This window comes from Ellagibacter sp., from assembly GCF_048412355.1.
In the GTDB taxonomy this organism is placed as follows: domain Bacteria; phylum Actinomycetota; class Coriobacteriia; order Coriobacteriales; family Eggerthellaceae; genus Ellagibacter.
In genome coordinates, this window is sequence record NZ_DBFSAP010000036.1 from 56,975 (window position 1) to 83,511 (window position 26,537).

Here is a 26,537-nt window from a genome sequence, read left to right on the forward strand (position 1 = left end):
TAAAGGCAAGGAGGCGAACATATGCTCGATTTATCTATTATGCCAAAGTGCGCAGGGCGGATTACGCCTCATGCATGAAGTTCTCCAAACCTACAATCAGGCCCTCACGAGCACCGACGCTCCTGATACCCAGCAAAACGCCGGGCATATAGGACGCTCGGTCCCAGGAGTCGTGACGGATGGTGAGCGTCTGCCCCATCGATCCGAAGATAACCTCCTGGCTCGCAACGAAGCCCATCGAGCGCACGGAGTGCACCGGAACACCCGAGATGAGCGCACCGCGCGCACCTTCGGCCCCTGGAAGCTCCGTCTCGGCCCCAGGTGCCTCGCTCGCGCGGCCGCCTCGCGCATCCGAGATGATCTGCGCCGTGCGCATGGCGGTGCCCGAAGGCGCGTCCTTCTTGTTGCAGTGGTGCATCTCGATGACTTCCGCCTCGGGGAAGTAAGGGGCTGCCGCCTTGGCGAACTCCATCATGAGCACCGCGCCCGTCGTGAAGTTCGGGGCGTAGAACAAGCAGGTCCCGGAAGGAGCGAGCGCGGCGAGTTCGTTGAGCTTCTCATCGGAGAGTCCCGTCGTGCCGACGACGCAATCGATGCCCGCAGGCAGCGCACAGCGAAGATTTCCCTCGATGACGCTCGGCTGCGTGAAGTCGACGACGACGTCGAATCCGCCGGCAGTCACGGCCTCCTCCATCGAGGAGAAGACCGTGAAAGTTGCCCCCTCTTTGGGGAAGGGGTCGATGCCGCAGGCGACTTCCATGTCGTCTGCGGCGCTCACGGCGTCGATGACCGCCGAACCCATGCGGCCGAAGCATCCAGAAACAGCTACTTTAATCATGGTGTCCCCGTTTCTTTCGCAATCGGATAGTGCTAGTTTTTAAGCCTCGTGGCGACGGCGCGGCGTGCGGCCGTTGCTCGAACGCTGGCTGCGGCCGGGGCGCATGTCGCGCTCACCACGGTCGTTGTTGCGGTGAGAATGCTCGCGGCCGTTGTCGGCGGAGCCTTCCGGAGCATCGGGCTTGTCGAGGCGATCGAGCGAGATCTTGCCCGTCTTCGGGTCGACTTCGAGAACCTGCACCTTCACAATGTCGCCCAGGGAGAGGACGTCTTCGACCTTGCCCACGCGGCCGTTGGCGACGCGGGAGATGTGGAGCAGGCCGTCCTTGCCCGGCGTGAGCTTCACGAAGGCGCCGAAGTCCTTGATGCCGACAACTTCGCCCTCGTAGATCTCGCCGACTTCAGGCTCCTTCACGATGCCTAAGATCATGGCCTTGGCAGCCTCGCCGGCCTTGCCCTCGACTGCGGCGATGTGGATGGTGCCGTCTTCCTGGATGTCGATGTTGGCGCCCGTTTCCTCCTGGATGCCGCGGACGACCTTGCCGCCGGAACCGATGACGTCGCGGATCTTGTCGACGGGAATGTGGATGGTCTCGATGCGCGGCGCGGTGTCGCGGAGCTCGGCGCGGGGCTCGGGCAGCTTCTCGAGCATGGCGCTCAGGATGAATGCGCGGCCTTCGTGTGCCTGCTTGAGCGCGCGGGCGAGGATGTCGACGGACAGGCCCTTGGCCTTGTTGTCCATCTGAAGTGCGGTGATGCCCTTCGACGTGCCGCAGACCTTGAAGTCCATGTCGCCGAGGAAGTCCTCGAGGCCCTGGATGTCGGAGAGGATGACGACGTCATCGCCTTCCTTGATAAGGCCCATGGCGATGCCAGAGACGGGGGCCTTGATAGGCACGCCCGCATCCATGAGCGCAAGGGTGGAGCCGCAGGTGGAAGCCATCGAAGAGGAACCGTTGGACTCCATGATCTCGGAGACCACGCGGATTGCGTAGGGGAACTCGTCCTCGGAGGGGATCACGGGCAGAAGCGCGCGCTCGGCGAGGGCGCCATGGCCGATCTCGCGGCGCTTCGGCGAACCCATGCGGCCGACTTCGCCGGTGCAGTAGGGCGGGAAGTTGTACTGGTGCATGTAGCGCTTGCCCTCGACCGGCTCGATGGTGTCGAGGCGCTGCCACTCGTTGAGCATGCCGAGCGTGCAGATGGAAAGCGCCTGGGTCTGGCCGCGCTGGAAGAGGCCAGAGCCGTGGACGCGGGGCAGGTAACCGGGCACGATGTGCAGCGGGCGGATCTCGTCCGGACGGCGGCCGTCGGCGCGCTCACCGGTCTCAATGACCATCTTGCGCATGGCCTTCTTCTCGAGCTTCTTAAGCGCGGCAGCGATGTCGGAGCCCCAGCTTGCGCGCTCTTCGTCGGAGAACTCGTTGGTGGTGATCTCGGCCTTCAGATCCTCGACCTTGCCCATGCGCGAGAGTTTGTCGGCGTCTTTGAGTGCTGCGGACATGCGATCGAAGTACGGCTCGACGCGCTCGGCGATTTCAGGAGCGGGGGTATGGAGCTTGTACTCCATCGGCGTGGGGTTGACCTTAGCGATGAACTCGGCCTGCTTGTCGCAGAACGCCGCGATCGCTTCCTGGCCGAAGGTCATGGCAGCGAGCATGTCCTCTTCCGAGATTTCCTTAGCGCCTGCTTCGACCATCGAGATGTAGTCCTTGGTGCCGGCGATGGTGAGGTCGAGGTCGGAGTTGGCGTCCTCCTCGTAGGTGGGGTTGACGATGAACTCGCCGGTCTCGGCGTTGCGGCCGATCTTGACGCAGGCGGCAGGGCCGTCGAAGGGGGCACCGCCGACAAGCAGTGCCGCCGACGCGCCGCCGACGCAGATGACGTCAGGCTGATTCTCGCCGTCGCACACGAGCGTCGTTGCGACGATGTGGACCTCGTTTTTGTAACCGTCGGGGAAACCGGGGCGGATCGGACGGTCGATCATGCGGGCGTTTAAGGTACCCTTCTCGGAAGGACGTGCCTCGCGCTTCAGGTAGCCGCCGGGGATGCGGCCGACGGAGTACATCTTCTCGATGTAATCGACCGTGAGGGGGAAGAAGTCGTAGTCTTTCTCCTGCTTGGAGACGACGGCAGTCACGAGAATCGTGGTGTCGCCTTGGGTGACCAGCACGGCACCGGTTGCCTGCTTGGCCAGCTCGCCAGTCTCGAAGCGGTACTGCTTGCCGTACAGCTCGAAGGATTCGACGATCTTTTCCATGTATTCTTTCTTTCTCTTAGCCTCATGCGCCCTATTGCGCCTGAGCTTCTTCGGCTGCGGGGTACTCACATTCCCCCGCCTCCACGAGCGCGCCCGCCGGATGCGATGCGCGACCGCCTTGCATATAGCACGGGACCCGCAAGTTGCGGGCCCACGTTCCAAGCTTAGATGTTGTCGCGAATACCGAGCTTCTTGATGAGTGCGCGGTACTCTTCGATGTCGCGCTCCTTGATGTGCTTCAGGAGGCCGCGACGCTTACCGATGAGCTTCATCAGGCCACGACGGGTGTGATTGTCCTTCTTGTGGGACTTCAGATGCTCGGTAAGATTGCGAATGCGCTCGGAGAGGATTGCGACCTGGACCTCGGCGGAGCCGGAGTCGTTGTCGGACTTGCCGAATTCCTTGATGAGTTCGGCGGTCTTCTCCTTGGAGATGCTGAGCTTCGTTGCCATTGTTTTCCACCTTTCAAGTATCTAAGCTCTCGATCGTCCCGGGTAGGCAAGCGGGTGGCGCATGCGAACTAGGGGCGAACCAGCTGCCGTTATGACAGCCTGCTTATTGTAATGGGACGTCTTCGGTGCGGCAAGCGAGATAAGGGGCATTCCCACCTGTTCTGCACAATCTTGCCGTTATTCGGCAGCTTTCGCCTCGCGAAGTGCGTGGCAGAGCTGGTCTGCGCACGACGTAGAGCGGTTGCCGCAGGTGTTTCCGTCGAGGATCGAGCAGACATCGGCAATGTCTTTGCCCTCGACGAGCTTGGAGATGGCCTTCAGGTTGCCGTTGCATCCGCCGATGAAGTCGACGTGTTTGATTGTGTCGCCCTCGACCTCGACGTTGATGGCGCGCGAGCAAACTCCTTTGGTTCGGTAGGTGTACATTCTTCCTCTTTTCCGTCATTTCGATTCGTAAAGCCCGCTCGTGAACATAAACGAGAGCGAGCGAAGCCTGCAGCCGACATGCTCGACGCACCATCTCTGGCACAGATCGAGCACCGAGAACGCCTCGCGTACCCCCATGCGCGCGCCTGCGATGTCGGAAAACGTCGAGCGCAGAAGGAAGTTCGACCATTCGGCGGCTTGGGCGTCGATGTAGCCGGCTTCAGTATGCGCTCGACAGTGCGAGCATATCACACCGCCTTCGCGCGGGGAGAAGGCGAGCGAGCCGTCCGGCAGGGGCGTCACGGGATTTCCGCAAGCGGCGCATTCGGAGAGCACGGGGCGCACGCCGGTCATGGCGAAGGCTTTCAGAAGATGACCGGCAGCGATTGAGGGCGCACCTGCGGTATCAGTGTTGCACATCGCCCGAAGCGCGGTCTGCGTCATCGCGAAGAGGTTCGGGCATTCGAGGCCCGCCTGCGTGGTGCGCTCGACGAGCTCGGCTATAGGGGCGGCGGCGGAGGTGCGCTCGATGTCGCCGCGCAGGGCGGCGTTGCCTTCGACAAGGCGCGCCTCGGACACCACGTCGAGCGAGCGGCCCTTTGAGCAGAGGACGTCTGCCACCGAGAAGAGTTCGAGCCGCGAGGCGAAGCTGCTTTTCGGCTTGCGCGCCCCCTTGGCGACAGTACGAAGCTGCGAACCGTCCTCGGCAAGAAGGGTGAGGATAAGGTCGCTCTCCCCCAGCTTCGTCTTGCGCACGACGATGACGCGCGCGGTATAGGTGGGACGTGCCACAAGCGCTACTTCTTAAGCGATGGTTTGCTGGAGGCGATGCTGTTGTCTGAGTTCCACTTGATGGTGCCCGACTTCTGCTCCGCCGAGCCGTAAATCGTGCCGAAAAGCAGCGTGTTCTCGAACTTCTTGGCGGTGATTGTGTAGCTCACGACCCCGTCGCCCTCGTAGTTCACGCTGTCGCAGGAGACCACCTCGTAGTTAATGCCGTCCATGACAACGGTTGCGCCCTTGCTGAAGAAGGAATAGGTTTCGGAGACGAGCTCCTTCTCGCGCGACTTCGACACGGTGATCGTCACAGTGGAGCCCGATTTCAGCTTGGTCTCCGCGGCGGGATCGGTGGAGAGCACCGTGCCCTCGGAGCTGTCTTCGGAATACTTGGTTGCGACTTCGACGGCAAAGCCCGCCTCCTTGAGCGCGGCGGTGGCGTCGTCCTGCGATTTGCCAGTGACGTCAGGCACAACGTAGGACTCGGCAACCGTGACGGCCACGGCCGTCGCCGACTTCACCTTCGTTCCTGCTTGGGGCTCGACTTCGAGCACGGTGCCCTCGGCCTCGTCGGATTTCACTGTCTTGAACGTGACGTTGCCAAGGCCCTCTTTCTCGAAGGCGGCCTTCGCCTCATCTTGGGTGCTCCCCACGATGTCGGGGACGGCACGCGGGGTCGCAATGGAGACGTTCACCGTGGTGCCGCTGGGAACGCGCGAACCTGCAGCGGGGTCGGTGATGAGAACGATGCCCTCGACTTCGTCCGATTTTACCTGCGACGTGTCGACGGCGAATCCCTTGCTCTCGAGGAGCCAGATCGCGTCAGCCTGAGCCTCCCCCGTCACATCGGGCACGGTCTTTCCGCCCCATAGTTCCAGCGAATACGTAATGCCGATTGCCGCGGCGGCAATGATGGCAGCGACGACGACCGCGACAATCGCGTGGGTCCTACGGGCGGCCTTGCGTTTCTTCGCTTCCTTCTCGGCGTCGGGTGACTCGTATTTCTTCTGGGTGGGCGCGGGCTCGCCCTCGATTTTGGGAAGCTCCATCGTATCGCCGGAGCGCCACGAGCGCGCAGGCGGAACATAGCTCGAGTCGACGAGCCGTTCGAAGCCCGACAGGTCGACGGTATTCGCCGCGTTCAGGTCGATCTTGCGAGTCTGCTCGCTGGCGAGGGAGTCGGCGCAATCGGCTCGAGGGATGCCAATGCGCGGCAGGGCCTCATCGAGTGCCTCGCGTTCGGCATCATCGATCGCGTCATGTGAGGCCGCGTGCTCGTCGGAGCTTTCCCTGAGGTCCTTGTCTTCCGCTTCCTCGATGTCCGACAAAGCCGCATCGTCGATGGAATCGGAGTCGTCTTCGATGACGGGCTCGATGGAGCTCGTCTCATCGGCGCAGGACACCATCGGGTCCTCGGTATTCAGGGGCGCGGCAGCATCGATGACCTGCGTCTTGTCGGCGCTCGAGAGCAGAGGGCTCCCGCATTCATTGCAGAATTTGGCTCCTTCGCGATTTTCGCTTTGGCAATGAGGGCAGATCATCATGCGCGCATTCTCCCGTTCAAACGTCTCATCTGCGTTATTGTAGCTGAACGGCCGTCGGGATTTCGGCGTCGCAGCGCACTCCGGCCGATACGCGACAATACCTGCACAAAGCGAAGGCCGCGAGAATTAAGCGCCCTCGCCGTAGCCAAAGCGGCGAATCTGCGTGGCGTCGCGGCGCCAGTTCTTCTTCACCTTCACGTTCAAGTCGAGGAACACGCGGCAGCCGAGCAGCTGCTCGAGATCGGCTCGCGCCTCGCTGCCGATGCGCTTGATCGCAGCGCCCTTCTTCCCGATGATCATGCCTTTTTGGCTGTCGCGCTCAACGTAGATGGTGGCGAAGATGCGCTGGAGGTCCTTTTTCTTCTCGTACTGCATGTTGTCGACGGCGACGCCGATCGAGTGCGGCACCTCGTCGTGGAACGAGCGCAGGATCTTCTCGCGGATGAACTCGGCGATCACGACCTCCATCGGTTGGTCGGTCTGCATGTCGGGTGGGAACCACGCGGGGCCCTCGGGCAAGAAGAAGACAGCCTCTTCGACGAAGGCGTCGACGTTCGCTCCGCTTCGCGCGGAGAGCGCCACCATGGCGTCCCAGGTCATGAGGGCTTCTGCTGCTTCGCGTTGGGCAGCGATCTGCTCGGGTGTCGCGATGTCGGTCTTAGAGAGCACGCAGATGCGGCGCGCTTTGCAGGCGGCAACCTGCTTGGCGACCCATTCATCGCCGCGGCCGATTGGCTGGGAGGCGTCGATCACCATGGCAACGACGTCGATGTCTTGCAGGCCTTTGAGCGCGGACTCGTTGAGCTCCTCGCCGAGGGCGTCGTGGGGCTTGTGGATGCCCGGCGTGTCGACGAGGATGAGCTGGAAATCATCGCGCGTCAAGACAGCGCGGAAACGATGGCGGGTCGTCTGGGCGGTCGAGGAGGTGATGGCAATCTTCTTGCCCATGATAGCGTTCAAAAGCGTCGACTTGCCCGCGTTCGGACGTCCGACGAGGGTGGCGAAACCTGACTTGAAACCTTCTTTTTGCATTCCTAGCACAGCAGTTCTCCGATCTTGGGGATGAAAACGATGGCGGCGGCGACAACCGAGGCCACGGCGAGAATGAGAGCCGCTCCCGCCGCGCAGTCTTTGGCGTGCTTTGCGAGCACGTGGTATTCGGGCGACACCAAGTCGACGACTGCCTCGATGGCGGTGTTCGCGGTCTCGGCCGCCATGACAGCACCGATGCAGATGACGATAGCAAGCCATGAAGGGGCATCGATACGCAGGGCGAACCCAAGCACAACGGCGGCAACGGCGAAGCCGGCGTCTATGCGCATGTTGCGTTGCTTAAAGGCGAACGCAACGCCCTCGGCTGCGCATTTGAAAGCATGAGGGAGCGATTGGGTCATCTAATGCTCTCCCCTCACAAGCGCTCCCGGGCCGTTCATCTCGCCGAAGATGGAAAGCTCGAGCTCTCGCTTGCGCGCCCATCCGCGAAGAAGCTCTGCCTCGCGCGACTCCATGACCTCGGCCTCGTCATCTTCGATGTGGTCGTAGCCGCACAGGTGCAAAAGGCCATGGACGAGAAGGACACTCAGCTCGCCTTCGAAGGTGGTGCCGAACTGTTCGGTCTGCCGCTCGGCGACGTCGACCGCGATGATCACGTCTCCGAGCTCGAAGGGCATCCCAGGGATTTCGTCGCACTCTCTGCCCATCTCGTCGTCGAGCCCGTCGCATTCGAACGAGAGGACGTCGGTGGGGCCTTTCTTTCCGCGAAACTCTTCGTTGAGGCGGGCCATCTCATCGTCGTCGATGAAGCTTACCGAGACCTCGGCGTTTTGCGGGCAGTCCTCTTGGGAGAGTACGAAGGCGGCAAGCTCGGAGACGGGCACGCTCGCGATGAGGTCCTCTTTGTATTCGCAGTTCACTTCGATGTTCATGAAAATCTCCTTGCGCGCTTTTAAGAGTCGGCCCGATCGTAGGCGGCGACGATCGCGGCCACAAGCGAGTGGCGCACGACGTCTTTTCCCGAAAGGCGGCAAAACGACACGTCGTCGATGTCTTTGAGGACGCGCTCGGCGTCGGCAAGCCCCGAGCGCGACCCTGGAAGGTCTCGCTGCGTCAAGTCGCCGGTGATGATCATCTTCGAGTTGAAGCCGAGCCTGGTTAGGAACATCTTCATTTGCTCGGGCGTGGTGTTTTGCGCCTCGTCGAGGATGATGAAGCTGTCGTTGAGCGTGCGCCCGCGCATGAAGGCGAGCGGAGCGATCTCGATGACCCCGCTGTCGATAAGGTCGTTGGCGCGCTCCATGTCGGTCATGTCGAAAAGCGCGTCGTAGAGCGGGCGGATATAGGGGTCGACCTTCTCGTTGATCGTACCCGGCAAAAAGCCCAGGTTCTCCCCCGCCTCAACGATGGGCCTAGTCAAGATGATGCGCCCGACTTCCTTGCGCTTAAGCGCGGCGACGGCCATCGCCATGGCGAGATAGGTCTTGCCCGTTCCTGCGGGGCCGAGCCCGAACGTGATGGTGTGGGAGCGGATGGCGTCGACGTAGCGCTTCTGGCCTGCCGTTTTCGGCCTGATGGCTCGCCCGCGGAACGTGAGGAGAATATCCTCGCGCAGCGCCTGGGGCGAGAACTCCGCGCTGCGGAGAAGCTCGATCGAGCGCAAGGCGTACTCGGGGGTCACTTCCTCGCCCCGTTCCGCAACCTTGATGAAGTCGGAGAAAAGTGCCGTAAGCGACTGCACTTCGCTTTGATCGCCTGCGAGGATGATGGAGTCGCCCCTCACGGTGATGTTCGCCTCAAAGGCGGATTCGACGACCCGCAGCGTCGAGTCCGCGGGGCCGACGACAAGCGCTAAGTCAACGCTTGCCGGTGCAGTTAGTGTAATTTGCGTTTTGTCTGTCATGCTTGCCATTGTAACATGCGGGCAACACGTTACCCTGATGCCCGACATTCACCACATCACTGGATGCAAAAGGAACTATCATGACCACGGTAAAGCAACTGTTCGACGAGTCGCGAACCGCTTCGCGCCCAACGCTCTCGTTCGAGATCTTCCCGCCGAAGGGCGATCTGGACCACCGTACCGCGCGCGAGGTTGCAGGAGGCCTCGCCCCCCTTGGCCCCGACTTCATCTCTGTCACCTACTCGGCGGGCGGCGGCGGCAACAAGCATTCCACCAACGATGTGGCCGAGCTCATCCAGTCTGACTTCGGCACGGTCTGCGTCGCGCACCTGACCTGCGCGGGGGCGACCGCGTCTTCGATTGCGGCCTCCATCGAGGATTTGCGTGCGCACAACATCGAGAACGTCCTCGCACTGCGCGGCGATATCCCTGCGGGGGTCGAGCCCACCGAGTTCCGCTTTGCGAAGGACCTCATCCCCACGCTTGCCGACGCCGGCTTCTGCGTTGGCGCTGCGGCATATCCCGAGGGGCACATCGACTGCATCGACCCGAAGGTCAACATCGAGCATTTGAAGGAGAAGGTCGACGCAGGAGCGAGCTTCCTCGTGACGCAGCTGTTCTTCGACAACGATTATTTCTACCGCTTCCGTGAGCGTTGCACCTCCGCGCGGATTTATGCCCCGATTACCTGCGGCATCATGCCGTTTTTGAGTAAGCAGCAGATCCAGCGCATGGTGTTCATGTGCGGCGCCTCTCTTCCGAGCCCCATCATCAAACTGCTCGCCCGCTACGAGGACGACCCCGCAAGTCTTCGTGCGGCTGGCATCGAGTATGCTTGCAAGCAGCTCGTCGACCTTGAGGAACACGGCGCGGACGGCCTTCATGTCTACACGATGAACCACCCCGACATCGCCCGCGCCTGCACCGAGGCGATACGCTGTGCCGGCTAGAAGCGAAACCGATTCGCGCTTCGCCGGCTTTCTCAATGGGAAGCCGAAAAGCGCAACGTTTCCCTGCGCTCCAGCGGAAGGGTCTTTGCGACTCGATCGCGACGAGGCGCTCGGGTACCTTGGCTACGGCGACCAGGAACTCGATTGCGAGCTTGCTGCCCGCTTCGACGCAATAGCGAAAGAGTGCGAGGAGACGCTTTCGCCCGCCTACTCGTGGGCGGCGTTCGCCATCGATCGCAACGTGCCTGATGGAGAAGACGCAGGGGTGTATCTTTCCGGGACGTCCGCTCGCCTTGAGGGAATGAGCATGGCGGCGCACATGAAAGGTGCAGCTGGCGTGGCGCTGCTCTCGTGCACGGTGGGAATGGCATCCGAGCGCGCGATCGCGCGCTACCAAGCGACAAGCCCGACCGAGGCGCTCTTCTACAGCGCCTGCGCTTCCGCGCTTGTGGAAGCGTGCGCGAACCGCGTCGAAGCCGAGGTGGTCGCGGAAGCGAGCGAGGCGGGGCTTCGCACCAACTGGCGTTTCAGCCCGGGCTACGGCGATGCGCCGCTCTCGATGCAGCCCGCTCTGCTGCGAGCGCTCGGCGCACCAGGGCGATTGGCGGTGAGCTGCACCGACAGCTTCCTGCTCGTGCCGTCGAAGAGTATCACGGCGGCCATCGGGCTTTTCGAGCCTGGAACGCGTGCGGCAGGCGTAAGACGAAGCTGCGCCACGTGCTCGCTCGGGCAGGTGTGCATGATACGAAAGCAAGGGAGAACATGCCATGGCTAGCAACTTGAGTGGCCTTACCATCAAAGACGAGCACTTAAAGCGCGCACTCGAGGGGCGGGAGTACCTGCTCGTTGACGGTGCCATGGGAACGCAGATGCAGGAACGAGGCCTCGATGCGCTCGAAGCCGTCCCCGAGCTGCTCTGCAAGACGCACGCAGACGATATCACGGCGATTCACGCATCTTACATCGCGGCGGGCGCCGAGGTCATCACGACCAATACGTTCAGCGCGAACCGCCTGAAGCTCAGCGATAAGATGAGCGTTGAGGAGGCGTACCGGCGAGCGGCCGATTGCGCGCGAGCTGCCGGCGCGCCCTACATCGCGGGCGACATCGGCCCGACGGGCTCGCTGCTCGAGCCGATGGGAACGCTTTCCTTCGACGAGGCCTACGATATCTTCGCTGAACAGGTGCGCGCAGCAGTCGCCGCGGAATGCGACATCATCCTTATCGAGACAATGGCGGACCTGCGCGAGGCGAAGGCCGCCCTGCTCGCGGCGCGCGAAAACTCGACGCTGCCGGTGTTCGTCACGATGACTTTCGGGGAAGACGGCCGAACGTTCCTCGGTACCACTCCCGTGATCGCAGCGGAGGTCTTAAGCTCGCTCGGCGCGCAGGCGGTCGGCTTCAACTGCTCGCTCGGTCCTGCCGAGCTGACCGGCGCTGCGCACGCTATGGCGTCCCGTGTGCGCTGCCCGCTCATGGCGCAGCCCAATGCTGGCTTGCCCCATATGGAAAACGGCGAGACCGTCTTCGACGTCGGTCCTGAGGAGTTCGCGCGTGCAATGGGCCCTCTGCTCGATGCTGGCGCGAGCATCGTCGGAGGCTGCTGTGGGACGAGCCCGAGTTCGATCGAGCTGCTTTCAAAGGAGCTCGCCAGCCGCGGAAAGCCGACGCCGCGTGCCTTCAAGCCTGCCTGCGTTCTTACGAGCGCCCAGGAAGCGGTTGTGCTTGAAAAGGGAAAACACGCTGTTGCCGTCATCGGTGAGCGCATCAACCCCACGGGCAAGAAGAAGCTTAAAGCCGCGCTTCGCTCGGGCGATCTTGACTACGTCATCGGCGAAGCGGTCACGCAGAGAAACTCAGGCGCCGATGTGCTCGATGTGAACGTCGGCCTTCCCGAGCTCGACGAGCCCGCTATGCTCTCCGCTGTTGTCGAGAAGCTCTCGGCCACGGTGACCCTGCCGCTTGTCATCGACTCGAGCAATCCCGACGCCATCGAGCGCGTGGTCCGCAGCTACGCGGGAAAGCCGCTTATCAATTCCGTAAACGGCAAGCGCGAGAGCCTCGACGCCGTGTTGCCGCTCGCCAAGAAATACGGCTGTGCGGTCATCGGGCTCGCTCTTGACGAGTCGGGTATCCCGCCTACAGCCGAGGGCCGTTTTGCCGTTGCCGAGAAGATCGTCGCCGAAGCCGAGCGCATCGGCATCCCCCGCGAGGACATCGTAATCGACTGCCTCGTCATGGCAGTCGCCACAAATCAGAGCGAAGCGATGGAAATCGTGAAGGCAGTGTCGCTTGTCAAAGAGCGCCTCGGGGTGCGCACGGTGCTCGGCGTGTCCAACGTGAGCTTCGGCATCCCGCAGCGCGCGCTCCTGAACAGCACGTTTCTAGCGGCTGCTCTCGGCTGCGGGCTCGACTTCCCAATCCTTAACCCCTCTTCGGCGCGCTATATGGACACGGTGCACGCGTTCCGCGTCTTAAATATGCAGGACGAGGGCGCTGTGCGCTACATCGAGGACTACGCGAATGCGCCCGACCCCTACACGGCGCCCGTAGGCACGACGGCGGAGCAGGCGGGAACCCTTCCGCAGCCGCAGCCCGCGAAGCCAACCGACGCCGCTTGCCCGATCGCTATACCGGAGTCGCTCGCGCATGCATCGGGCGAAATCGAGCAGGTTATCAATCTCATCATGTCAGGCCGTAAGGGCCCTATGGGAGAAATGACCGAGAAGCTGCTTGCGTCCTGTGATGCGCTCGACGTCGTGAACGGGGCATTCATCCCCGCACTCGATGTTGTTGGCAAGAAATTCGATGCAGGCGAGTTCTTCTTGCCCCAGCTCATGGCGTCGGCCGAGGCCGTGAAGGCGGGCTTCGACGTCGTGCGCGAGCATATGGGCGTATCGGGCGCAGCCATCGACGACGGGCGCGCGATCGTCGTCGCGACCGTGAAGGGCGACATCCACGACATTGGCAAGAACATCGTGAAGATGCTGCTTGAGAATTACGGGTACCACGTCATCGACCTGGGGCGCGACGTTGATCCGAGCGAGATTTTGCGCGCCGTGCGCGAGCAGAACGTCCGCCTCGTCGGCCTATCTGCCCTCATGACGACGACCGTGAAGGCGATGGAGGAGACGATCGCGCTGCTGCATAGCGAAGTGCCGGGGTGCTCGGTGTTCGTCGGCGGTGCCGTGCTCACGCCGGAATACGCCGCGCAGATCCACGCCGACCACTACAGCAAGGACGCGGCCGATTCGGCGCGCTATGCGGAAGAATATTTCGCGAGCATCGGCCTGTAAGAGACGCTGCTGCGCCATACAACGCGAAGGAGCCTTCCCTTTCTCGTGCTCGGAAAAGGGAAGGCTCCTTTAGTTTTGAGGCAACATTACTTCGGCGAACGTTCGTCTCGCACAGCGGGAAACCCCAGCTAGAGCGTGACCTCGATCATCTCGCCCGCCTTCGCGTTCTTTGGCACAGGGACCTCGAAGTAGCTCTCCGTGAGGGCAACTCCCTCTTCCTCTACGATGGCGAGCTCGCGTGTGCCCTTGCGGGCCTCGCGTTCCTTGTCGCGCAGCAGGTCTCCCAAATCGCGCAGCCGCTGGGCGCGGTCAGCCTTCACGCCGGGAGGTACTTGGTCGATGCGCGCCGCAGCAGGCGTTCCCTCGCGCTTCGAGTACGGGAACACATGAATCTTCGAGAACCGGCAGGTACGGGCGACGCGGAGTGTGTCCTCGAACTCCCCTTCCGTCTCGCCGGGGAAGCCGCAGATGATATCGGTCGACAGAGACAGCTCGGGAACGCGATTGTACAGGTTAGAGACGATGGCCTCGAAATGCTCGGCGCTGTAGGGGCGGTGCATCTCACGCAGCACCTTCGAGTTGCCCGATTGCAGGGGAAGGTGAAGGTGCCGGCAGACGCGCCCGCCTGCTGTTGCGAGCACCTCGACCAGATCGTCGTGCACATCGCGCGGCTCGACGCTCGAAACGCGGAAGCGCACGGGGTATTCCTCTTCTTCGTGCAGGTCGGCCGTCTCTTCGAGGAGCATCCGCAGAAGGTCGGCGAGGCCCGTCGTCTCCCCCGTCTCCTCGTTGCGCCATCGGTAGGAGCCGAGGTTTATCCCGGTGAGGACGATTTCTTTCACGCCGGCACTCGCAAGCGCTCGGCATTGGCGCACGACCTCGCAAGGATCCACGCTGGTCGCCTTCCCACGTGCAACGTGCACGACGCAGTAGGTGCAGGCATTGTTGCAGCCGTCCTGGACCTTCACGCCAACGCGGGTGCGGTAGCCCTCTCCAACGGGAAGCGCGGGCCCGTGCGCCGCAGCGTCAAGTCCCCAAGCGCCGGCATCGATCGAGGATGCAAGCTCGGCTTTCCCCATGACGCGCACGCGAGGGTCCATTGCAAGGAAGGTGTCCTTGTCGATGGCGGCGGCGCACCCGGTGACGATGACGATCGCACGGTCGTTCGCGCGCAGCGCCCCTCGCACGGCCTTGCGCGTCTTCTTCTCGGCCTCGCCTGTAACCGTGCAGGTGTTCACCACGATGAGGTCGGCGTCGGCCGCGTCGCAGCTTTGTGCACCGTGGGCATCGAGGGAAGACGCGAAGGCGTCCGACTCGACGCGGTTAACCTTGCAGCCGAGGTTGACGACGGCATACTTCATCGAGTGCCTCCAAGTTTTCCCAGCTCATACAAGGTGAGAGCAGGTGCTACGACGCCCGCCGTCTCCGTGCGGAGAATAGACGCGCCCAAGCTGACGAGCGATGCGCGGGGGTTCGCGTCCAGGAAGAAGCCGACCTCGCGCTCGGTAAGCCCGCCCTCGGGCCCGACGACGACGGCGATGCGCGCATCGCCGCGGGCGCAGGTGCACTCCGAAAGCCCCCGCTCGATCGCGTGCGCAAGCGAAGCAGTCTGGGGAGCCTCCTCCCAGCAGATGAGCACGGCGGTTGCCTCTGCGAGCTCGGACGCCGCCTCCTTCGCGCTTCGGGGCTCGAGCACCTCGGGGATGCGCGGCTGACCCGACTGCATCGCGGCGCTCTTCGCGATGGAGCACCATCGGTCAAGCCGCGTCCTCGTTTTCTTCGCATCGAGCTTCACGATGGAGCGCTCGCAGGTCAGGGGCATGAATGCCGCCACGCCGAGCTCGGTCGCATGGCGGATAACCGAATCCATCTTCTCGCCCTTGGCAAGCCCTTGCACGAGCATCACGAGCGGACCGTCATCGGTCGCGTCGTCGTGGCGCGTGATGCGCACGAGGGGGAAATCGTCGTCGAAGGAAACGATCTCGCATTCGAAGTAATCCTGCACCGCGTCGACGACTGCGATATGCTCGCCTGGGGCCAAGCGCAAAACCTTGGCGTGCTTGGCGTCATCGCGCGCGAGCCGCAAGGGGAAAACCTCCTGCGGCTCGTTGGCGATTACCTGATTCTCAAGGAAGAAACGTGGCAGTGACATGGGTGTTTGCAACCTTACCCTTCAGGTGCGCTAATTGAAGGCGTCGCGCAGCTTTTGCAGCGGGCTTCGGGGAGCCGCCACCTCTTCGCCCATCTCGTCCGCGAGCTGCTCGAGAAGCTCGCGCTGCTTCTTCGTGATCTTCTCGGGAATGACGACGTTCACATGGACGTACATGTTCCCGCGGACGTCGCTCTTCAGGCGCGGCATGCCGAAGCCCTTCACGCGAACGACCTGCTCGTTTTGGCAACCCGCGGGGATACGGACCTGCACCTTCTCGTCGGGCATGATGCCGTCGATCTCGATTTCGGCACCGAGGATCGCCTGGATGAAGGACACGTTCGCACGCCCATGCAGGTCGTCGCCGTCACGTTCGAAGAACTCATGCGGCTGGACGCGGCAGGTGACGATGAGGTCGCCCGCCTGCGCACCCTGGATGCCCGCTTCGCCGAAGCCGCCCACGCGCAGCTGCTGGCCGTCGCGGATACCCGCAGGCACCTTCACCGTGACGCGCTGGCGATCGGGGACGCGGCCCTGACCTTCGCATTCGGGGCAGGGGTTCTCGATCGACGAACCGGTGCCGTTGCACTTCTTGCAGGTCGTTGCCGTCTGCATGTCGCCCAAAAACGTGCGTTGAACGCTGACGACGCGGCCCTTGCCGCCGCATTCGGGGCAGGTGACGACCTTGCCGTTCTCGCCGAGGCCCGTGCCTTTGCAGTCGGGGCAGGGAGCGAGGCGGTCGTAGACGATTTCCTTCTCGACGCCGCGTGCGACCTCTTCGAGCGTGATACGCAGGCCGACGCCCATGTCGCGGCCTTCCTTGCGCGCGGGCCGCCCGCCCTGGCCACCTTGTCCGCCGAAGAACGACGAGAAGATGTCGCCCATGCCGCCGAAGCCGCCGCCAAACAGGTCGTCGAAGTCGACGTAGCCCGATCCTCCGCCGTATCCGCCGCCCGCAGCGCCGGGAACGGTGCCGAAGCGGTCGTATTGCGCGCGCTTGTTGGGGTCGGAGAGGACATCGTATGCCTCGTTGAGTTCCTTGAACTGGTCCTCAGCGTCGGCAGCTTTGTTCACGTCGGGGTGCAGCTCGCGCGCACGACGACGAAACGCTTTCTTGATCTCGGCGTCGGACGCGTCCTTCGACACGCCGAGAATCTCATACAGGTCCTTGGCCATCTCTTGCCTTTCTCAACTACTCTCGTCAGCGGCTCGTCAAAGCCGCACAGTTCACTACGATTCACCAAGCGCCGCGCTTGCTGCGCGCACGGCTTGGATAACCTTCGAATAATCCATTCGCGTCGGTCCGATGACGGCGACGACTCCTTCCGCCTCTCCGCGCCCGTAGCGGCTCGCCACGACGGACACCCCCGAGAGGCCCTCTGTTTTGTTTTCCTTCCCGATTTGAACGGAGAGGTCCTCGTCGGTGCTCGTCAGGTCGTCGAGGATATGCAGAAGCACCGTGTCGTCCTCGAGCACCTGCACAAGTGGCAGCACCGCGTCGGTGTGCGAGAACTCGGGCTGCGCGAGAAGCGCGCTCATGCCGAGTTGGTGGGTTCGCCCCGTCTGCCCCTCCTGGATGCAGGAGAGCACCTCGTCGAGCACTGCGCGCACGAGCGGATCTGAGAAGGCGCGCTTCATGCCAAAAGACAGGCCGCGTTCCACGTCGGAGAGCGATTTCCCGCAAAGTGCCTTGCTGAGCAGGACCTGGATGCGCGAAAGTTCGTCGCTGCCCACGGGGATGGTGAAGTCCATTTGGCGGTTGAAGACGTTGCCGTCTTCGGTCACGACAACACAGATAGCGCGAAACGCCGTAAGGCTCACGAGCGTAATCTGCTTGATGCGCGTCTCAAGGACCGTCGGCGCGAGGACGATCGAGAGGCAATCGGTAAGCCTTGCAAGCGCGCTCGAGGTTTGCTCGAGGAGCGAATCGAGTTCTGAGGCGCTTTTGCGCAGGTCCTCAGCGACCGCGCGGTATCGCTCCTCGTCTGGAAGCGAATCATTTGCCAGCAAATCGTCCACGAAGGTGCGATACCCGAAATCGGTCGGGATGCGACCTGCGGAAGTATGGGGCTGCGCGATATAGCCTTCGTCTTCGAGGATCGAAAGCTCGTTTCGGACGGTGGCAGGGCTCACGCCGAGCTTGTAGCGCTCGGTGAGTGTTCGAGACCCGACGGGCAAAGCGCGCGCCACGTATTCCTCGATGAGCGCCGCGAGAACGCGCTGCCTTCTATCTGAGAGCATGACTTCACCCCTTTCATCTCGATGTCTGCCATGCCAAAGAGCCATTCTAGCAGCCGATGCTTTCGAGTGCTAAAGAATTTGGCAAGGTGCGCCATATCTTGATAGATGCATCACAGGAGTTGTGCTCATAAAGGCTTAAGCGAGGTCGAAAAGCGCGCCGTAGAGCTCGTTTCCGAGGAGCCATCCCCTCTCGGTCGGGCGCAAGCGGCCCTCGCTCCAGGCTGCGAGGCCCTCCTCGACAAGCTCGTCGATCGTCTCGTCGAGGCGCGGGAGCACGAGCCTGGCCTCGGCTATCTTCTCGCCAGAGACACCGCGCGTCATGCGCATGCCGAGCATGAGGTCCTCGGCGACCATCTGGGCGGCGTTCAAGTCGTCAGTCACCGAACCGTCGGTCATGCGCATCCGCCGCTCGCTGTTCTGCGTCATGGTCGCCGCCGAAGTGCCGATTCCCAAATACGGCACGCCCGTCCAGTAGGCGATGTTGTGGCGGCATGCGAAGCCCGGCTTCGCGTAGCTTGCAACCTCGTATCGCTCGAAGCCCGCGGCGGTAAGAAGCGATTGCGCGATTTCCATCTGCTCAGCCTCGACGTCGTCGTCGGGCTCGGGCAGCTCACCTGAGAGCACCATGCGGTCGAAAGGAGTATGCGGTTCGATGGTGAGCGGGTAGACGCTTATGTGCGAGACGCCGAGCTCGATAGCGCGAGAAACGCTTTGCTCAAAGGACTCCGCGCTCTGCCCAGGGATTCCGCACATAAGATCGCAGCTCACGTTGGTGAATCGTTCGTGAGCCGCCTCGATCGCACGACAGGCAGCCTGCGCGTCGTGGGCGCGCCCGATGGTTTCAAGCACCTTGTCGTCGAAGCTCTGCACGCCAATGGAGAGCCTGTTCACCCCAAGAGCCCAGATGTCGCGGACCATATTCGGCGTGAGGCTTTCGGGGTTCGCCTCCATCGAGCATTCCACGTCGGGCTCGAGGCGCATCGATGTCGAAAGCGCGTAGAGCAGCATGGACAGCCGAGACATGCCGACATGGCTCGGAGTGCCCCCGCCCAGATACACCGTCTCGATTGCTGAGAGCTCGCCTTCCTTCGATTTGCGGCGGATTGCAAGGCAGAGGTCTTCCACGTACGCGTCGATGCGCGGGTCGTCCGCGGCGACGGCAGACGTGGTGAAATCGCAGTACGAGCAGCGCTTCACGCAGAAAGGAAGGTGCAGATAGAGTGCGCGGTAGGGATCGTGCGGCATCAGTTGGCCTCCTTGTTTACGAATGCGCCCGACGCAGAGTCGTGCGCTGCTGCGAAGGCGAGCAGCTCGTCGAACACCTTGTCGAAATCTTCCGGCGTGACGCAGGCGTTGATCTTTCCGCGCGCGGTCGCAGCCCCGGGAAGGCCTGCCATGTACCACATCGCGTGCTTACGCATCCGCACGATGTTGCGCCCCTCCCGCTCGGCGAGCAGGTGGGCGTGGCGGCGCGCCATGGCGAGTCGTTCGGCGATGTTCGGCCGCGCAGGTTCTTCTTTACCCGTGAGCGCAGCTTTCACCTGGGCGAATACCCAAGGGTTACCCTCAGCCCCGCGCCCGATCATGATTGCGTCGCAGCCTGTCTTCTCACGCAAAGCGACCGCATCGGCGCCGCAGCGCACGTCCCCGTTCCCCACGACGGGGATGGCGACCCCGCGCTTGACCTTCGCGATGACGTCCCAGTCGGCGCTCCCGCGGTAGAGCTGCTCGGAGTAGCGCCCGTGCACGGTGACGGCGCACGCCCCCGCGTCTTCCATTCGGTGGGCGAACTCGGGGGCGGTCTCCTCCCCCATCTTGAACCCGCGGCGGAACTTCACCGTGACGGGATGTTTCACGGCGCCGCGCACCGCCGACACGATGGATGCGGCGAGCGCAGGGTCGCACATGAGCGCTGAGCCGTCGCCTTTCGTCACGATCTTGCGCGCAGGGCATCCCATGTTGATGTCGAGGTACGCGAGCGTGTCGCCCATCGTCTGCTCGATCCATGCGGCCTGCTCGGCCATGACGGCGGGCTCGTGCCCGAACAGCTGCACGGCCACGAGGTCCTCTCCCGGGGCGAGGCGCAGCAAGTGGCGCGTCTTCTCGTTCGCAAAGGAAAGTCCCTTAGCGGAGACCATTTCGGTATAGGCGAGCGAGGCCCCCTGCTCGCGACAGAGCGCGCGGAACGCCTCGTCGGTCACGCCTGCCATCGGCGCAAGGAGCAGCGGATGCTCGGCGAAGAAATCATGCATCATGTGAATCTTTCGATATGTCGGCTCTATCAAGCGCTCGCAAGCGTGCCGAGCGTAAGGGCGCCCATGACGAAGAGCGCCACGACGAGAATCAAGGCGACAACTCCCACGATGAGGCATCCGGCTACGGGGAAAGCCCCCTTCGCATTCATGCGCTCGCGCTCGGCAGCCGCTTTCTTCTCGTCGAAGGGGTCGTCTAACCAGTTGTAAGATTCTTTTTCTCTTCTCGACATGGTTAATCGTCAACCTTAAGGATCGCCATGAACGCCTCTTGCGGGACCTCCACGTTACCGATGGCCTTCATACGTTTCTTGCCCTGCTTCTGCTTCTCGAGCAGCTTGCGCTTGCGCGAGATGTCGCCGCCGTAGCATTTCGCGAGGACGTCCTTGCGCTTCGCCTTCACCGTCTCGCGAGCGAGCACGCGTCCGCCGATGGCGGCCTGGATAGGCACCTCGAACATCTGGCGCGGGATGATTTCCTTCAGCTTTTCGGTGAGCACGCGCCCGCGGTCGTAGGCCTTGTCCTTGTGGACGATGAATGACAGCGCGTCGATTGGCTTGCCGGAGAGCAGGATGTCGAGCTTCACGAGCTGCGAGGGCTTGTAGCCGGCGAAGTCGTAGTCGAGCGACGCGTAGCCCTTCGTGTTCGATTTCAGCTTGTCGAAGTAGTCCATGATGAGCTCGGAGAGGGGAATCTCCCAAAGCATCTCGACCGTGTTCTGCGAGAGATAGTTCATCGTGACGAACGTGCCGCGGCGGGCGACGGTGAGGTCCATGACGGCTCCGACGTAATCGGGCGGGATGAGGATCTTCGCCTTAAGGTAAGGTTCCTCAATGTGCTCGATCTCACCAGGGTCGGGCATTTCCTGAGGGGAATGCAGGCTCATCATCTCGCCGCCCTGCTTGAAGACGTGGTATTCCACTGAGGGAGCGGTCGCAAGCAAATCGAGGTTGAACTCGCGCTCGAGGCGTTCCTTCACGACCTCCATGTGCAAAAGCCCCAAAAAGCCGACGCGGAAGCCGAAGCCGAGCGCATGGGACTTTTCGGGCTCCCACAACAGCGCGGGATCGTTGAGCGAGAGCTTCTCGAGGGCTTCCTTCAAGGGCTCGTACTGGTCCGACTCTATGGGGAACAAGCCCGTGTAGACCATGGGTTTGGCCTCGCGATAGCCCGGCAGCGGGTTGTCAACGCCGCCTTCCGCGAGCGTGATCGTGTCGCCGACCTTCACGTGGACAAGGTCTTTCAGCCCCGTAACCAGGTAGCCGACCTCGCCAACGCTAAGCTCGGGCAGCGGCTCCTCAACGGGATGGCGCGCGCCAACTTCCTCGGCCAGGATGTCCTTGCCCGACGCCATGAGGCGCAGGCGCTGGCCTTTTCTCATGGAGCCGTCGACGATGCGGACGAGCGCCACGACGCCGCGGTAGGGGTCGAAGTAGCTGTCGAAGATGAGCGCGCGCAGCGGGGCGTTCGCGTCACCGGTTGGCGCGGGGATGTTGTAGACCACAGCCTCGAGCAGGTCGTGCACGCCGACGCCTGTCTTTCCCGAGGCGAGCACCGCGTCGTCCGCGGGAATCGCAAGCGCGTCCTCGATTTCGGCGCGAACGCGCTCGGGGTCGGCCGAGGGCAGGTCGATCTTGTTGATAAGCGGGATAATCTCGAGGTTTGCGTTCATCGCCATCATGGCGTTCGCGACTGTCTGCGCCTCGACGCCCTGGGTCGCGTCGACCACGAGCACCGCGCCCTCGCATGCAGCCAAAGAGCGGCTCACCTCGTAGGTGAAGTCGACGTGCCCCGGGGTGTCGATGAGGTTGAACTGGTATTCCTCGCCGTCGTCGGCCTGATAGCTCACGCGCACGGCCTGGCTTTTGATCGTGATGCCGCGCTCGCGCTCGATGTCCATCGTGTCGAGGAGCTGGGCTTGCATATCGCGCTCGGCGATGGTGCCCGTCATCTCGAGAATGCGGTCGGAAAGCGTCGATTTCCCGTGGTCGATATGGGCGATAATGGAGAAGTTCCTGATATGCGAGGGGTCGGTCATGACGATCGATAGGTCCTTATCTCTTGCAGTATTTGTGTTCAATGTATACGTTTGCACCTTAAAAGGGCGCAATTCACTAAAAACTACGTGCAATTGGCGCAAGCGTTTGCTATTCTATCGCATTGCGTATCCAGCAAGCGTTCGCATGATGATATTCATCGGCGAATCCGCAGACATGGCTGCAACAGGGAAAGCGCTTGTGCTGGATGGCCGATTGGCCTGCGAGACAGAGAAATCCTGACTGTTTCCTATGCGAGACGCGCATCTTTGCGGTTTCTTCGTCTCGCGTGTCAATCTTGCCTTCCAACACTCTTTTCTGCAACGTGTCGTGCTGCATGCGGGGACTATCAGTTGTTTTAGGAAAGGAACGAACATGGCAAACATCAAGAGCCAGAAGAAGCGCAACATCACCAACGAGAAGGCGCATCAGCGCAACAAGGCTTGCAAGTCCGAGCTAAAGACCGCAGTGCGTCGCGTGCGCGAGGCTGTCGCTGCCGGCAACGGTGCCGAGGCTTACGCCGCCGCTCTCGCCGCGAGCCGCCTGCTCGACAAGGCTGCTTCCAAGGGCATCATCCACAAGAACCAGGCTGCCAACCGCAAGTCCGGTGTCATGCAGCTCGCCAACACCATCGTGACCGACGCCGATCGCGCTGCTTACGTGAAGCCGGAGCCGAAGAAGCAGGAGGCCACGGGCAACAAGAAGGCTGCCAAGAAGGCCGAGCGCAAGGCCGCCCTCGCTGCTGCTTCCGCCGAGAAGGCAAAGCGTCGCGAGAAGCAGCTCAAGGAAGAGGCTGCTGCTAAGGCTCGCAAGGCCAAGGAAGCCGAAGAGGCCGCCAAGGCCGAGGCTGCCGAAGCTGAGGAAGCTGCTGAATAAGCAAATCGCTTAACGCGACTTTCGAAGGACCCTGAGTTCATCGCAAGAACACAGGGTCCTTTTTCTTTGGGACACCAATGCGGGATAGGGATCGAGTGGTTTGCCTCGATCGTGGATGGCGGGGCTATCTTCCCGTGCAGACGGAGGTGACCCAGTCCATGAATGCCGCTTCGGGATCAGCGCCGCTTTTCATGGCGCGCTCGGCATCGCGAGCGGTGATGATCGCGCGGCGAAGCTCCTCTCGCGAGAAGCGCCGCGCGAGGGTGCTATGCCCTTTCACCTGCCATGCCTGTTTGGGGCGGGCCTTGGGGTTCGCAATTTTCGCATACTCGGTCAGCGCTGATGCAAGCGCATTGGGGTTGCCCCGCTCTGCCAGGACCTTCGCGCACATGATCTCGCGCAGCCGGGTAGTGCACATCGCAATGAGCGCATGGGGCGAGGTCGACTCCATCTTCGCGCGATAGATGAGGCACTTCTTAAGGTCGCGCGCGGCAAAGGCATCGACGAATTCCCAAGGAGTTGCCTCGGTTGTGCGGCTTACAAGCGAGCGCACCTCATGCTCGGAAACAGGGTCGTTCCCCCGATGCGCGAGCGCAATCTTCGCGATTTCGCTGTCGAGATGCACCGTGTTCTCGCCCACGAGCTCGACGAGGGCATTTGCGGCCCCTTCGGTGAACGTCGTCCCGTGCGAGACGGCCATCGAACGAACGGTGTGGGGCAGCTCTTTCTTCTTCAGTGGGATGCACTCGATGACAGCGCTCTTCCCCACGGCGGCGACAGCCTTGTACAGACGCGTGTTCTTCGCGAGCTTCTCCGCCTCAAGCGCGAGCACCGTCTGATCGCTCGGGGAATCGAGGTAGGCGACGAGCTCCTCCGAATCGGCCTTCTTCAGTTTGTCGGCATCACGTACGTAGACCAGCCGCTTCTCGCTTGCGAAGGGCATGGTGTTGCAAGCCGATACGATATCGGCCCCCAGCGCCGTCTCACCGTCGAAGGTGTCGGAGTTGAAAGAGAGATCCCCGTATTGCGCGAGGCGCTCGCGGAGCCTCCTCAGCACGGTCGAGCGCTTGAGCGCGTCCTCCCCCACGATCAGGTAGGCGGGAATGAGTGGTTTTTGCTTAGCTGTGTGTGTCATGCAGCCATTCTATCCCAGGGCTGTAACGCGGATGCCATCGTTTGAGAATTCGCATGAAACGTCTCCCATCTCGTCAGTGCGAAAGACGTGCGACCCAACGTTGTCGAGAAGCGAAAGCGTCTGCGCAGCAGGGTGGCCGTATCGATTGCCTGACCCTACGCTAACGAGCGAAATCTCGGGGCGAATCGTCTCAACGACGCTCTCGGTGAGTGCCGCCTTCGAGCCATGATGGCCGACTTTGTAGATATCGATATCTCCTAGCGCCCCCTCATCGATCATCTCTTTCAGTTGATCGGATTCAGCGTCGCCGCAGAACAATGCCGTCCACGTGCCCCCACTCGTCGCAAGAGAGGCAAGCAGGCAAAGGCTATCGGCATTGCCGCCCTCGTCGGAAAACCCGTGTGGCCAGATCACCTTCAGGGAAAAATCCCCGCAGGCAATCGTATCCCCAACAGCAAGAGGTTCGACGTTGGTGGATCCCACGACCGACGACGCACTCTTGATGAGGCTTTCGCACGACTCGCAGTCGCACGTGACGGCATCGTGCGCCACGAGCACGCTATCGATTGCCACGACACCGTCAAGCGCCTGCAGCGACCCGCAGTGGTCGTCATCTGCGTGAGTGATAAGCACCGCGTCGAGGTGGAATGTGCCTTGCCTGGCAAGCGCCTCCTTGAGGAGCGTGTCGTGGTTTCCCGTATCGATGAGAACCGCCGACCCTTTACTCCTCACGAGGAACGCATCCCCTTGAGCGACATCGAGCATGACGATCTCGCTTGGCCTGAAAAACGGCACAATAACAGCGAGGGCAATGGCGCACGCGCAGGCCGCTGATCCCATCGCAAAGATCGTTTCGCCTGTGAGCTGGGGCCATAAGATCCAGAGCAGAAGCGGCCCCGCGATCGAGAGCGCAAGCCCCCACGACACGGAAAGCGATACCGGCACGCAAGCAAAGGGAATCTCCGCGAAGATCGTTATCGCTTGAGCAAGCAAGAAAGCGGCTCCGTTCGCGAAGGGTAGCGCGAGCGGCACAACGACGGGAGCTGCTAAGGAGGCAACGGAACCTGCAAGGCTCACGGTGAGCGCAAGCGTGAAGAGCGGTGCGACGACAAGGTTCGCAACAGGGGAAACGAGCGGCAACTGCGAGAAGAGCGCCGCGGAAAATGGTGTCGTTGCCACCATGGCGGCCAACGTGAGCGCTAAGGGCTCGGCTATCCGCCGCACGATGGGGACGGCTGACAGCCATGATGAGATGAGCGGCATGAGCGCGATGATCCCTAGCGTCGACATCGCTGAGAGGAAAAACGATATCGACACACTCGATTGCGGGGAGATGGCAATGATCACGACAATGCACGCGCCAAGCGCTGAGAGCGTCGCCCGACGTCGGCGTGCGAGGAACGACGTCATGCCGACGACAGCCATCGCCGCAGCTCGGAGTGCGGATATGGGCATCCCCGTCAGTACCAGATAAATCGAAAGCACAGCAAGCTGTATCGCAAGGGAGAACCTTCTCGGCGTTCGAACGACCTGAAGCACGGATGCGATCATCCCGCACGTGATGGAGAGGTGGGCCCCGGAAACTGCGACGAGATGGGCCACACCCACGGTCTTGCATGCTGCGTACAGATCGCTCTCTCGCAGCTGCTCCCGATATCCGCAGACGAGCGCCTGGCAGAGCGCACCAGGGTTCTCCTGTCCATCGAACAGCGCAATCGCCGATTTCCGCACGTTTGCGAGAATGCCCCCGACGGAGCGCGAATCGTCCAGCCGCTCGATCGTTCCAGGCGACGACACGGCATCAACACCTTGGAGATAAAACCGCTCGGCAGAGGCCTCCCTCGGCTGGGAAAGAGCACACGTCGCGCTGAACGAGTCGCCGTAGAAAATGCCACCTTCCCCTTTTGGCAGGGTGACGTTTACTGTATGCTCTTCCCCGCTCGATTGGGATATGGCCACTGCGCGCACCGTGACATTGAAATCGCCTTGCCTCGCGTCTTCTTCGGCGGTGAAGACCCATTTCTGAACTGGAGAAGCTATAGCCTGGTTAGCCTTTGCTTCATAGGAAAGCGTAGCGGAGAAGCCAAGCGCGCATCCGATAACGAGCCCCAGAACGAGAACAGCGAGCGTCGACGGTGCACCTCGCATAAACGCGAATATCGCAAGAGCAAAGAAGACGCATGCAACGACGATGACGGGAACTAAGAACTCCCACGCGCATCGAAAACCCAGGGTATAGCTTCCCGCACAGGCACCCCACAATGCGAGCGCAAGGATCGTAAGCGGTGACATCGAGGGACGCTTTGCGGAGCCTTGAGGGCATGACTCATCAAGGGTGTCGCTCGAATGCTGGCCGAGAACGCTCACCTTCATCGTGAGACGGTGTGTCGCTTCCTTAAAAGATTGCCAC

The 26,537-nt window shown here is 62.1% G+C and carries 24 protein-coding genes; 4 read left to right on the plus strand and 20 right to left on the minus strand.

Translation table 11 applies throughout. From position 1 onward, the window contains the following. Positions 1 to 61 precede the first annotated feature (61 nt). The 10 genes from dapB to ACMRQN_RS04770 all read right to left on the minus strand — a co-directional run bounded on the left by dapB (position 62) and on the right by ACMRQN_RS04770 (position 9,192). Positions 62 to 838, minus strand: coding sequence for a 4-hydroxy-tetrahydrodipicolinate reductase (dapB, locus tag ACMRQN_RS04725; protein ID WP_418734021.1), 777 nt, complete (start codon positions 836 to 838; stop codon positions 62 to 64). A gap of 39 nt (positions 839 to 877) precedes the next feature. After that, complete coding sequence (locus tag ACMRQN_RS04730) at positions 878 to 3,097, minus strand: polyribonucleotide nucleotidyltransferase (protein WP_418734022.1); 2,220 nt, start codon at positions 3,095 to 3,097, stop codon at positions 878 to 880. Positions 3,098 to 3,261: 164 nt separating this feature from the next. Beyond that, positions 3,262 to 3,549, minus strand: a complete 288-nt coding sequence (rpsO, locus tag ACMRQN_RS04735) for a 30S ribosomal protein S15 (RefSeq protein ID WP_158048528.1) — start codon at positions 3,547 to 3,549, stop codon at positions 3,262 to 3,264. Positions 3,550 to 3,726: 177 nt separating this feature from the next. Beyond that, entirely contained in the window at positions 3,727 to 3,975 is a 249-nt protein-coding gene (locus ACMRQN_RS04740) for a TIGR03905 family TSCPD domain-containing protein (protein ID WP_296058857.1), read from the minus strand. A gap of 15 nt (positions 3,976 to 3,990) precedes the next feature. Then, positions 3,991 to 4,767 carry a DNA repair protein RecO gene (gene recO / locus ACMRQN_RS04745; protein WP_418734023.1) on the minus strand — a complete coding sequence of 259 codons (777 nt, stop codon included), beginning with the start codon at positions 4,765 to 4,767 and terminating at the stop codon, positions 3,991 to 3,993. A gap of 5 nt (positions 4,768 to 4,772) precedes the next feature. Further along, positions 4,773 to 6,296, minus strand: coding sequence for a PASTA domain-containing protein (locus tag ACMRQN_RS04750; RefSeq protein WP_418734024.1), 1,524 nt, complete (start codon positions 6,294 to 6,296; stop codon positions 4,773 to 4,775). Between the two features lie 126 nt (positions 6,297 to 6,422). Then, complete coding sequence (gene era / locus ACMRQN_RS04755; protein WP_276995963.1) at positions 6,423 to 7,328, minus strand: GTPase Era; 906 nt, start codon at positions 7,326 to 7,328, stop codon at positions 6,423 to 6,425. A gap of 2 nt (positions 7,329 to 7,330) precedes the next feature. Continuing rightward, positions 7,331 to 7,690 (minus strand): diacylglycerol kinase family protein, encoded by a 360-nt coding sequence (locus ACMRQN_RS04760; RefSeq protein WP_418734025.1) that lies wholly within the window; start codon positions 7,688 to 7,690, stop codon positions 7,331 to 7,333. Beyond that, positions 7,691 to 8,221, minus strand: a complete 531-nt coding sequence (ybeY, locus tag ACMRQN_RS04765; RefSeq protein ID WP_418734026.1) for an rRNA maturation RNase YbeY — start codon at positions 8,219 to 8,221, stop codon at positions 7,691 to 7,693. Between the two features lie 20 nt (positions 8,222 to 8,241). Then, on the minus strand, positions 8,242 to 9,192 hold the full coding sequence (locus ACMRQN_RS04770) for a PhoH family protein (RefSeq protein WP_418734027.1): 951 nt from the start codon (positions 9,190 to 9,192) through the stop codon (positions 8,242 to 8,244). Between the two features lie 80 nt (positions 9,193 to 9,272). On the opposite strand from ACMRQN_RS04770, the gene ACMRQN_RS04775 reads away from it, so the two are divergent. Genes ACMRQN_RS04775 through ACMRQN_RS04785 form a run of 3 tightly spaced genes read left to right on the plus strand, consistent with a single transcriptional unit; the run spans position 9,273 to position 13,438 of the window. After that, the gene (locus ACMRQN_RS04775; protein WP_418734028.1) at positions 9,273 to 10,142 is read left to right on the plus strand and encodes a methylenetetrahydrofolate reductase; all 870 of its coding nucleotides are present in this window, start codon (positions 9,273 to 9,275) and stop codon (positions 10,140 to 10,142) included. Next, positions 10,132 to 10,917 carry a vitamin B12 dependent methionine synthase gene (locus ACMRQN_RS04780; RefSeq protein WP_418734029.1) on the plus strand — a complete coding sequence of 262 codons (786 nt, stop codon included), beginning with the start codon at positions 10,132 to 10,134 and terminating at the stop codon, positions 10,915 to 10,917. Before ACMRQN_RS04775 ends, ACMRQN_RS04780 begins: the two co-directional genes overlap by 11 nt. Next, positions 10,910 to 13,438: a homocysteine S-methyltransferase family protein gene (locus ACMRQN_RS04785; RefSeq protein WP_418734030.1), complete on the plus strand. Its 2,529-nt coding sequence runs from the start codon at positions 10,910 to 10,912 to the stop codon at positions 13,436 to 13,438. The genes ACMRQN_RS04780 and ACMRQN_RS04785 overlap by 8 nt, the downstream gene beginning before the upstream one ends. 128 nt (positions 13,439 to 13,566) lie before the next feature. On the opposite strand, the gene ACMRQN_RS04790 is transcribed toward ACMRQN_RS04785, so the two are convergent. The 8 genes from ACMRQN_RS04790 to lepA form a co-directional block, all read right to left on the minus strand. Next, a complete protein-coding gene (locus ACMRQN_RS04790) occupies positions 13,567 to 14,799 on the minus strand; it encodes a MiaB/RimO family radical SAM methylthiotransferase (protein ID WP_418734031.1) in 1,233 nt (410 codons plus the stop codon). Continuing rightward, positions 14,796 to 15,590 (minus strand): RsmE family RNA methyltransferase, encoded by a 795-nt coding sequence (locus tag ACMRQN_RS04795; RefSeq protein ID WP_418734032.1) that lies wholly within the window; start codon positions 15,588 to 15,590, stop codon positions 14,796 to 14,798. The genes ACMRQN_RS04790 and ACMRQN_RS04795 overlap by 4 nt, the downstream gene beginning before the upstream one ends. Positions 15,591 to 15,620: 30 nt before the next feature. Then, positions 15,621 to 16,763 (minus strand): molecular chaperone DnaJ, encoded by a 1,143-nt coding sequence (gene dnaJ, locus ACMRQN_RS04800; protein WP_418734033.1) that lies wholly within the window; start codon positions 16,761 to 16,763, stop codon positions 15,621 to 15,623. 54 nt (positions 16,764 to 16,817) lie between these two features. Then, positions 16,818 to 17,828: a heat-inducible transcriptional repressor HrcA gene (gene hrcA, locus ACMRQN_RS04805; RefSeq protein ID WP_297148951.1), complete on the minus strand. Its 1,011-nt coding sequence runs from the start codon at positions 17,826 to 17,828 to the stop codon at positions 16,818 to 16,820. A 135-nt stretch (positions 17,829 to 17,963) separates the two neighbouring features. Next, positions 17,964 to 19,073 (minus strand): radical SAM family heme chaperone HemW, encoded by a 1,110-nt coding sequence (gene hemW, locus ACMRQN_RS04810; RefSeq protein ID WP_418734034.1) that lies wholly within the window; start codon positions 19,071 to 19,073, stop codon positions 17,964 to 17,966. Next, a complete protein-coding gene (dusB, locus tag ACMRQN_RS04815; protein WP_418734092.1) occupies positions 19,073 to 20,080 on the minus strand; it encodes a tRNA dihydrouridine synthase DusB in 1,008 nt (335 codons plus the stop codon). The genes hemW and dusB overlap by 1 nt, the downstream gene beginning before the upstream one ends. 29 nt (positions 20,081 to 20,109) lie before the next feature. After that, a complete protein-coding gene (locus tag ACMRQN_RS04820; RefSeq protein WP_296058886.1) occupies positions 20,110 to 20,313 on the minus strand; it encodes a hypothetical protein in 204 nt (67 codons plus the stop codon). Between the two features lie 2 nt (positions 20,314 to 20,315). Further along, on the minus strand, positions 20,316 to 22,118 hold the full coding sequence (lepA, locus tag ACMRQN_RS04825; RefSeq protein ID WP_418734035.1) for a translation elongation factor 4: 1,803 nt from the start codon (positions 22,116 to 22,118) through the stop codon (positions 20,316 to 20,318). Positions 22,119 to 22,491: 373 nt separating this feature from the next. Between lepA and rpsT the strand changes: the two genes are divergently transcribed. Continuing rightward, entirely contained in the window at positions 22,492 to 22,992 is a 501-nt protein-coding gene (rpsT, locus tag ACMRQN_RS04830) for a 30S ribosomal protein S20 (RefSeq protein WP_158048512.1), read from the plus strand. 124 nt (positions 22,993 to 23,116) lie between these two features. Here rpsT and holA read toward each other — a convergent pair whose 3' ends face one another. Both holA and ACMRQN_RS04840 read right to left on the minus strand, forming a co-directional pair. Next, complete coding sequence (holA, locus tag ACMRQN_RS04835; protein WP_418734036.1) at positions 23,117 to 24,127, minus strand: DNA polymerase III subunit delta; 1,011 nt, start codon at positions 24,125 to 24,127, stop codon at positions 23,117 to 23,119. Positions 24,128 to 24,136: 9 nt separating this feature from the next. Then, positions 24,137 to 26,419: a DNA internalization-related competence protein ComEC/Rec2 gene (locus ACMRQN_RS04840; protein ID WP_418734037.1), complete on the minus strand. Its 2,283-nt coding sequence runs from the start codon at positions 26,417 to 26,419 to the stop codon at positions 24,137 to 24,139. Positions 26,420 to 26,537: the final 118 nt, after the last annotated feature.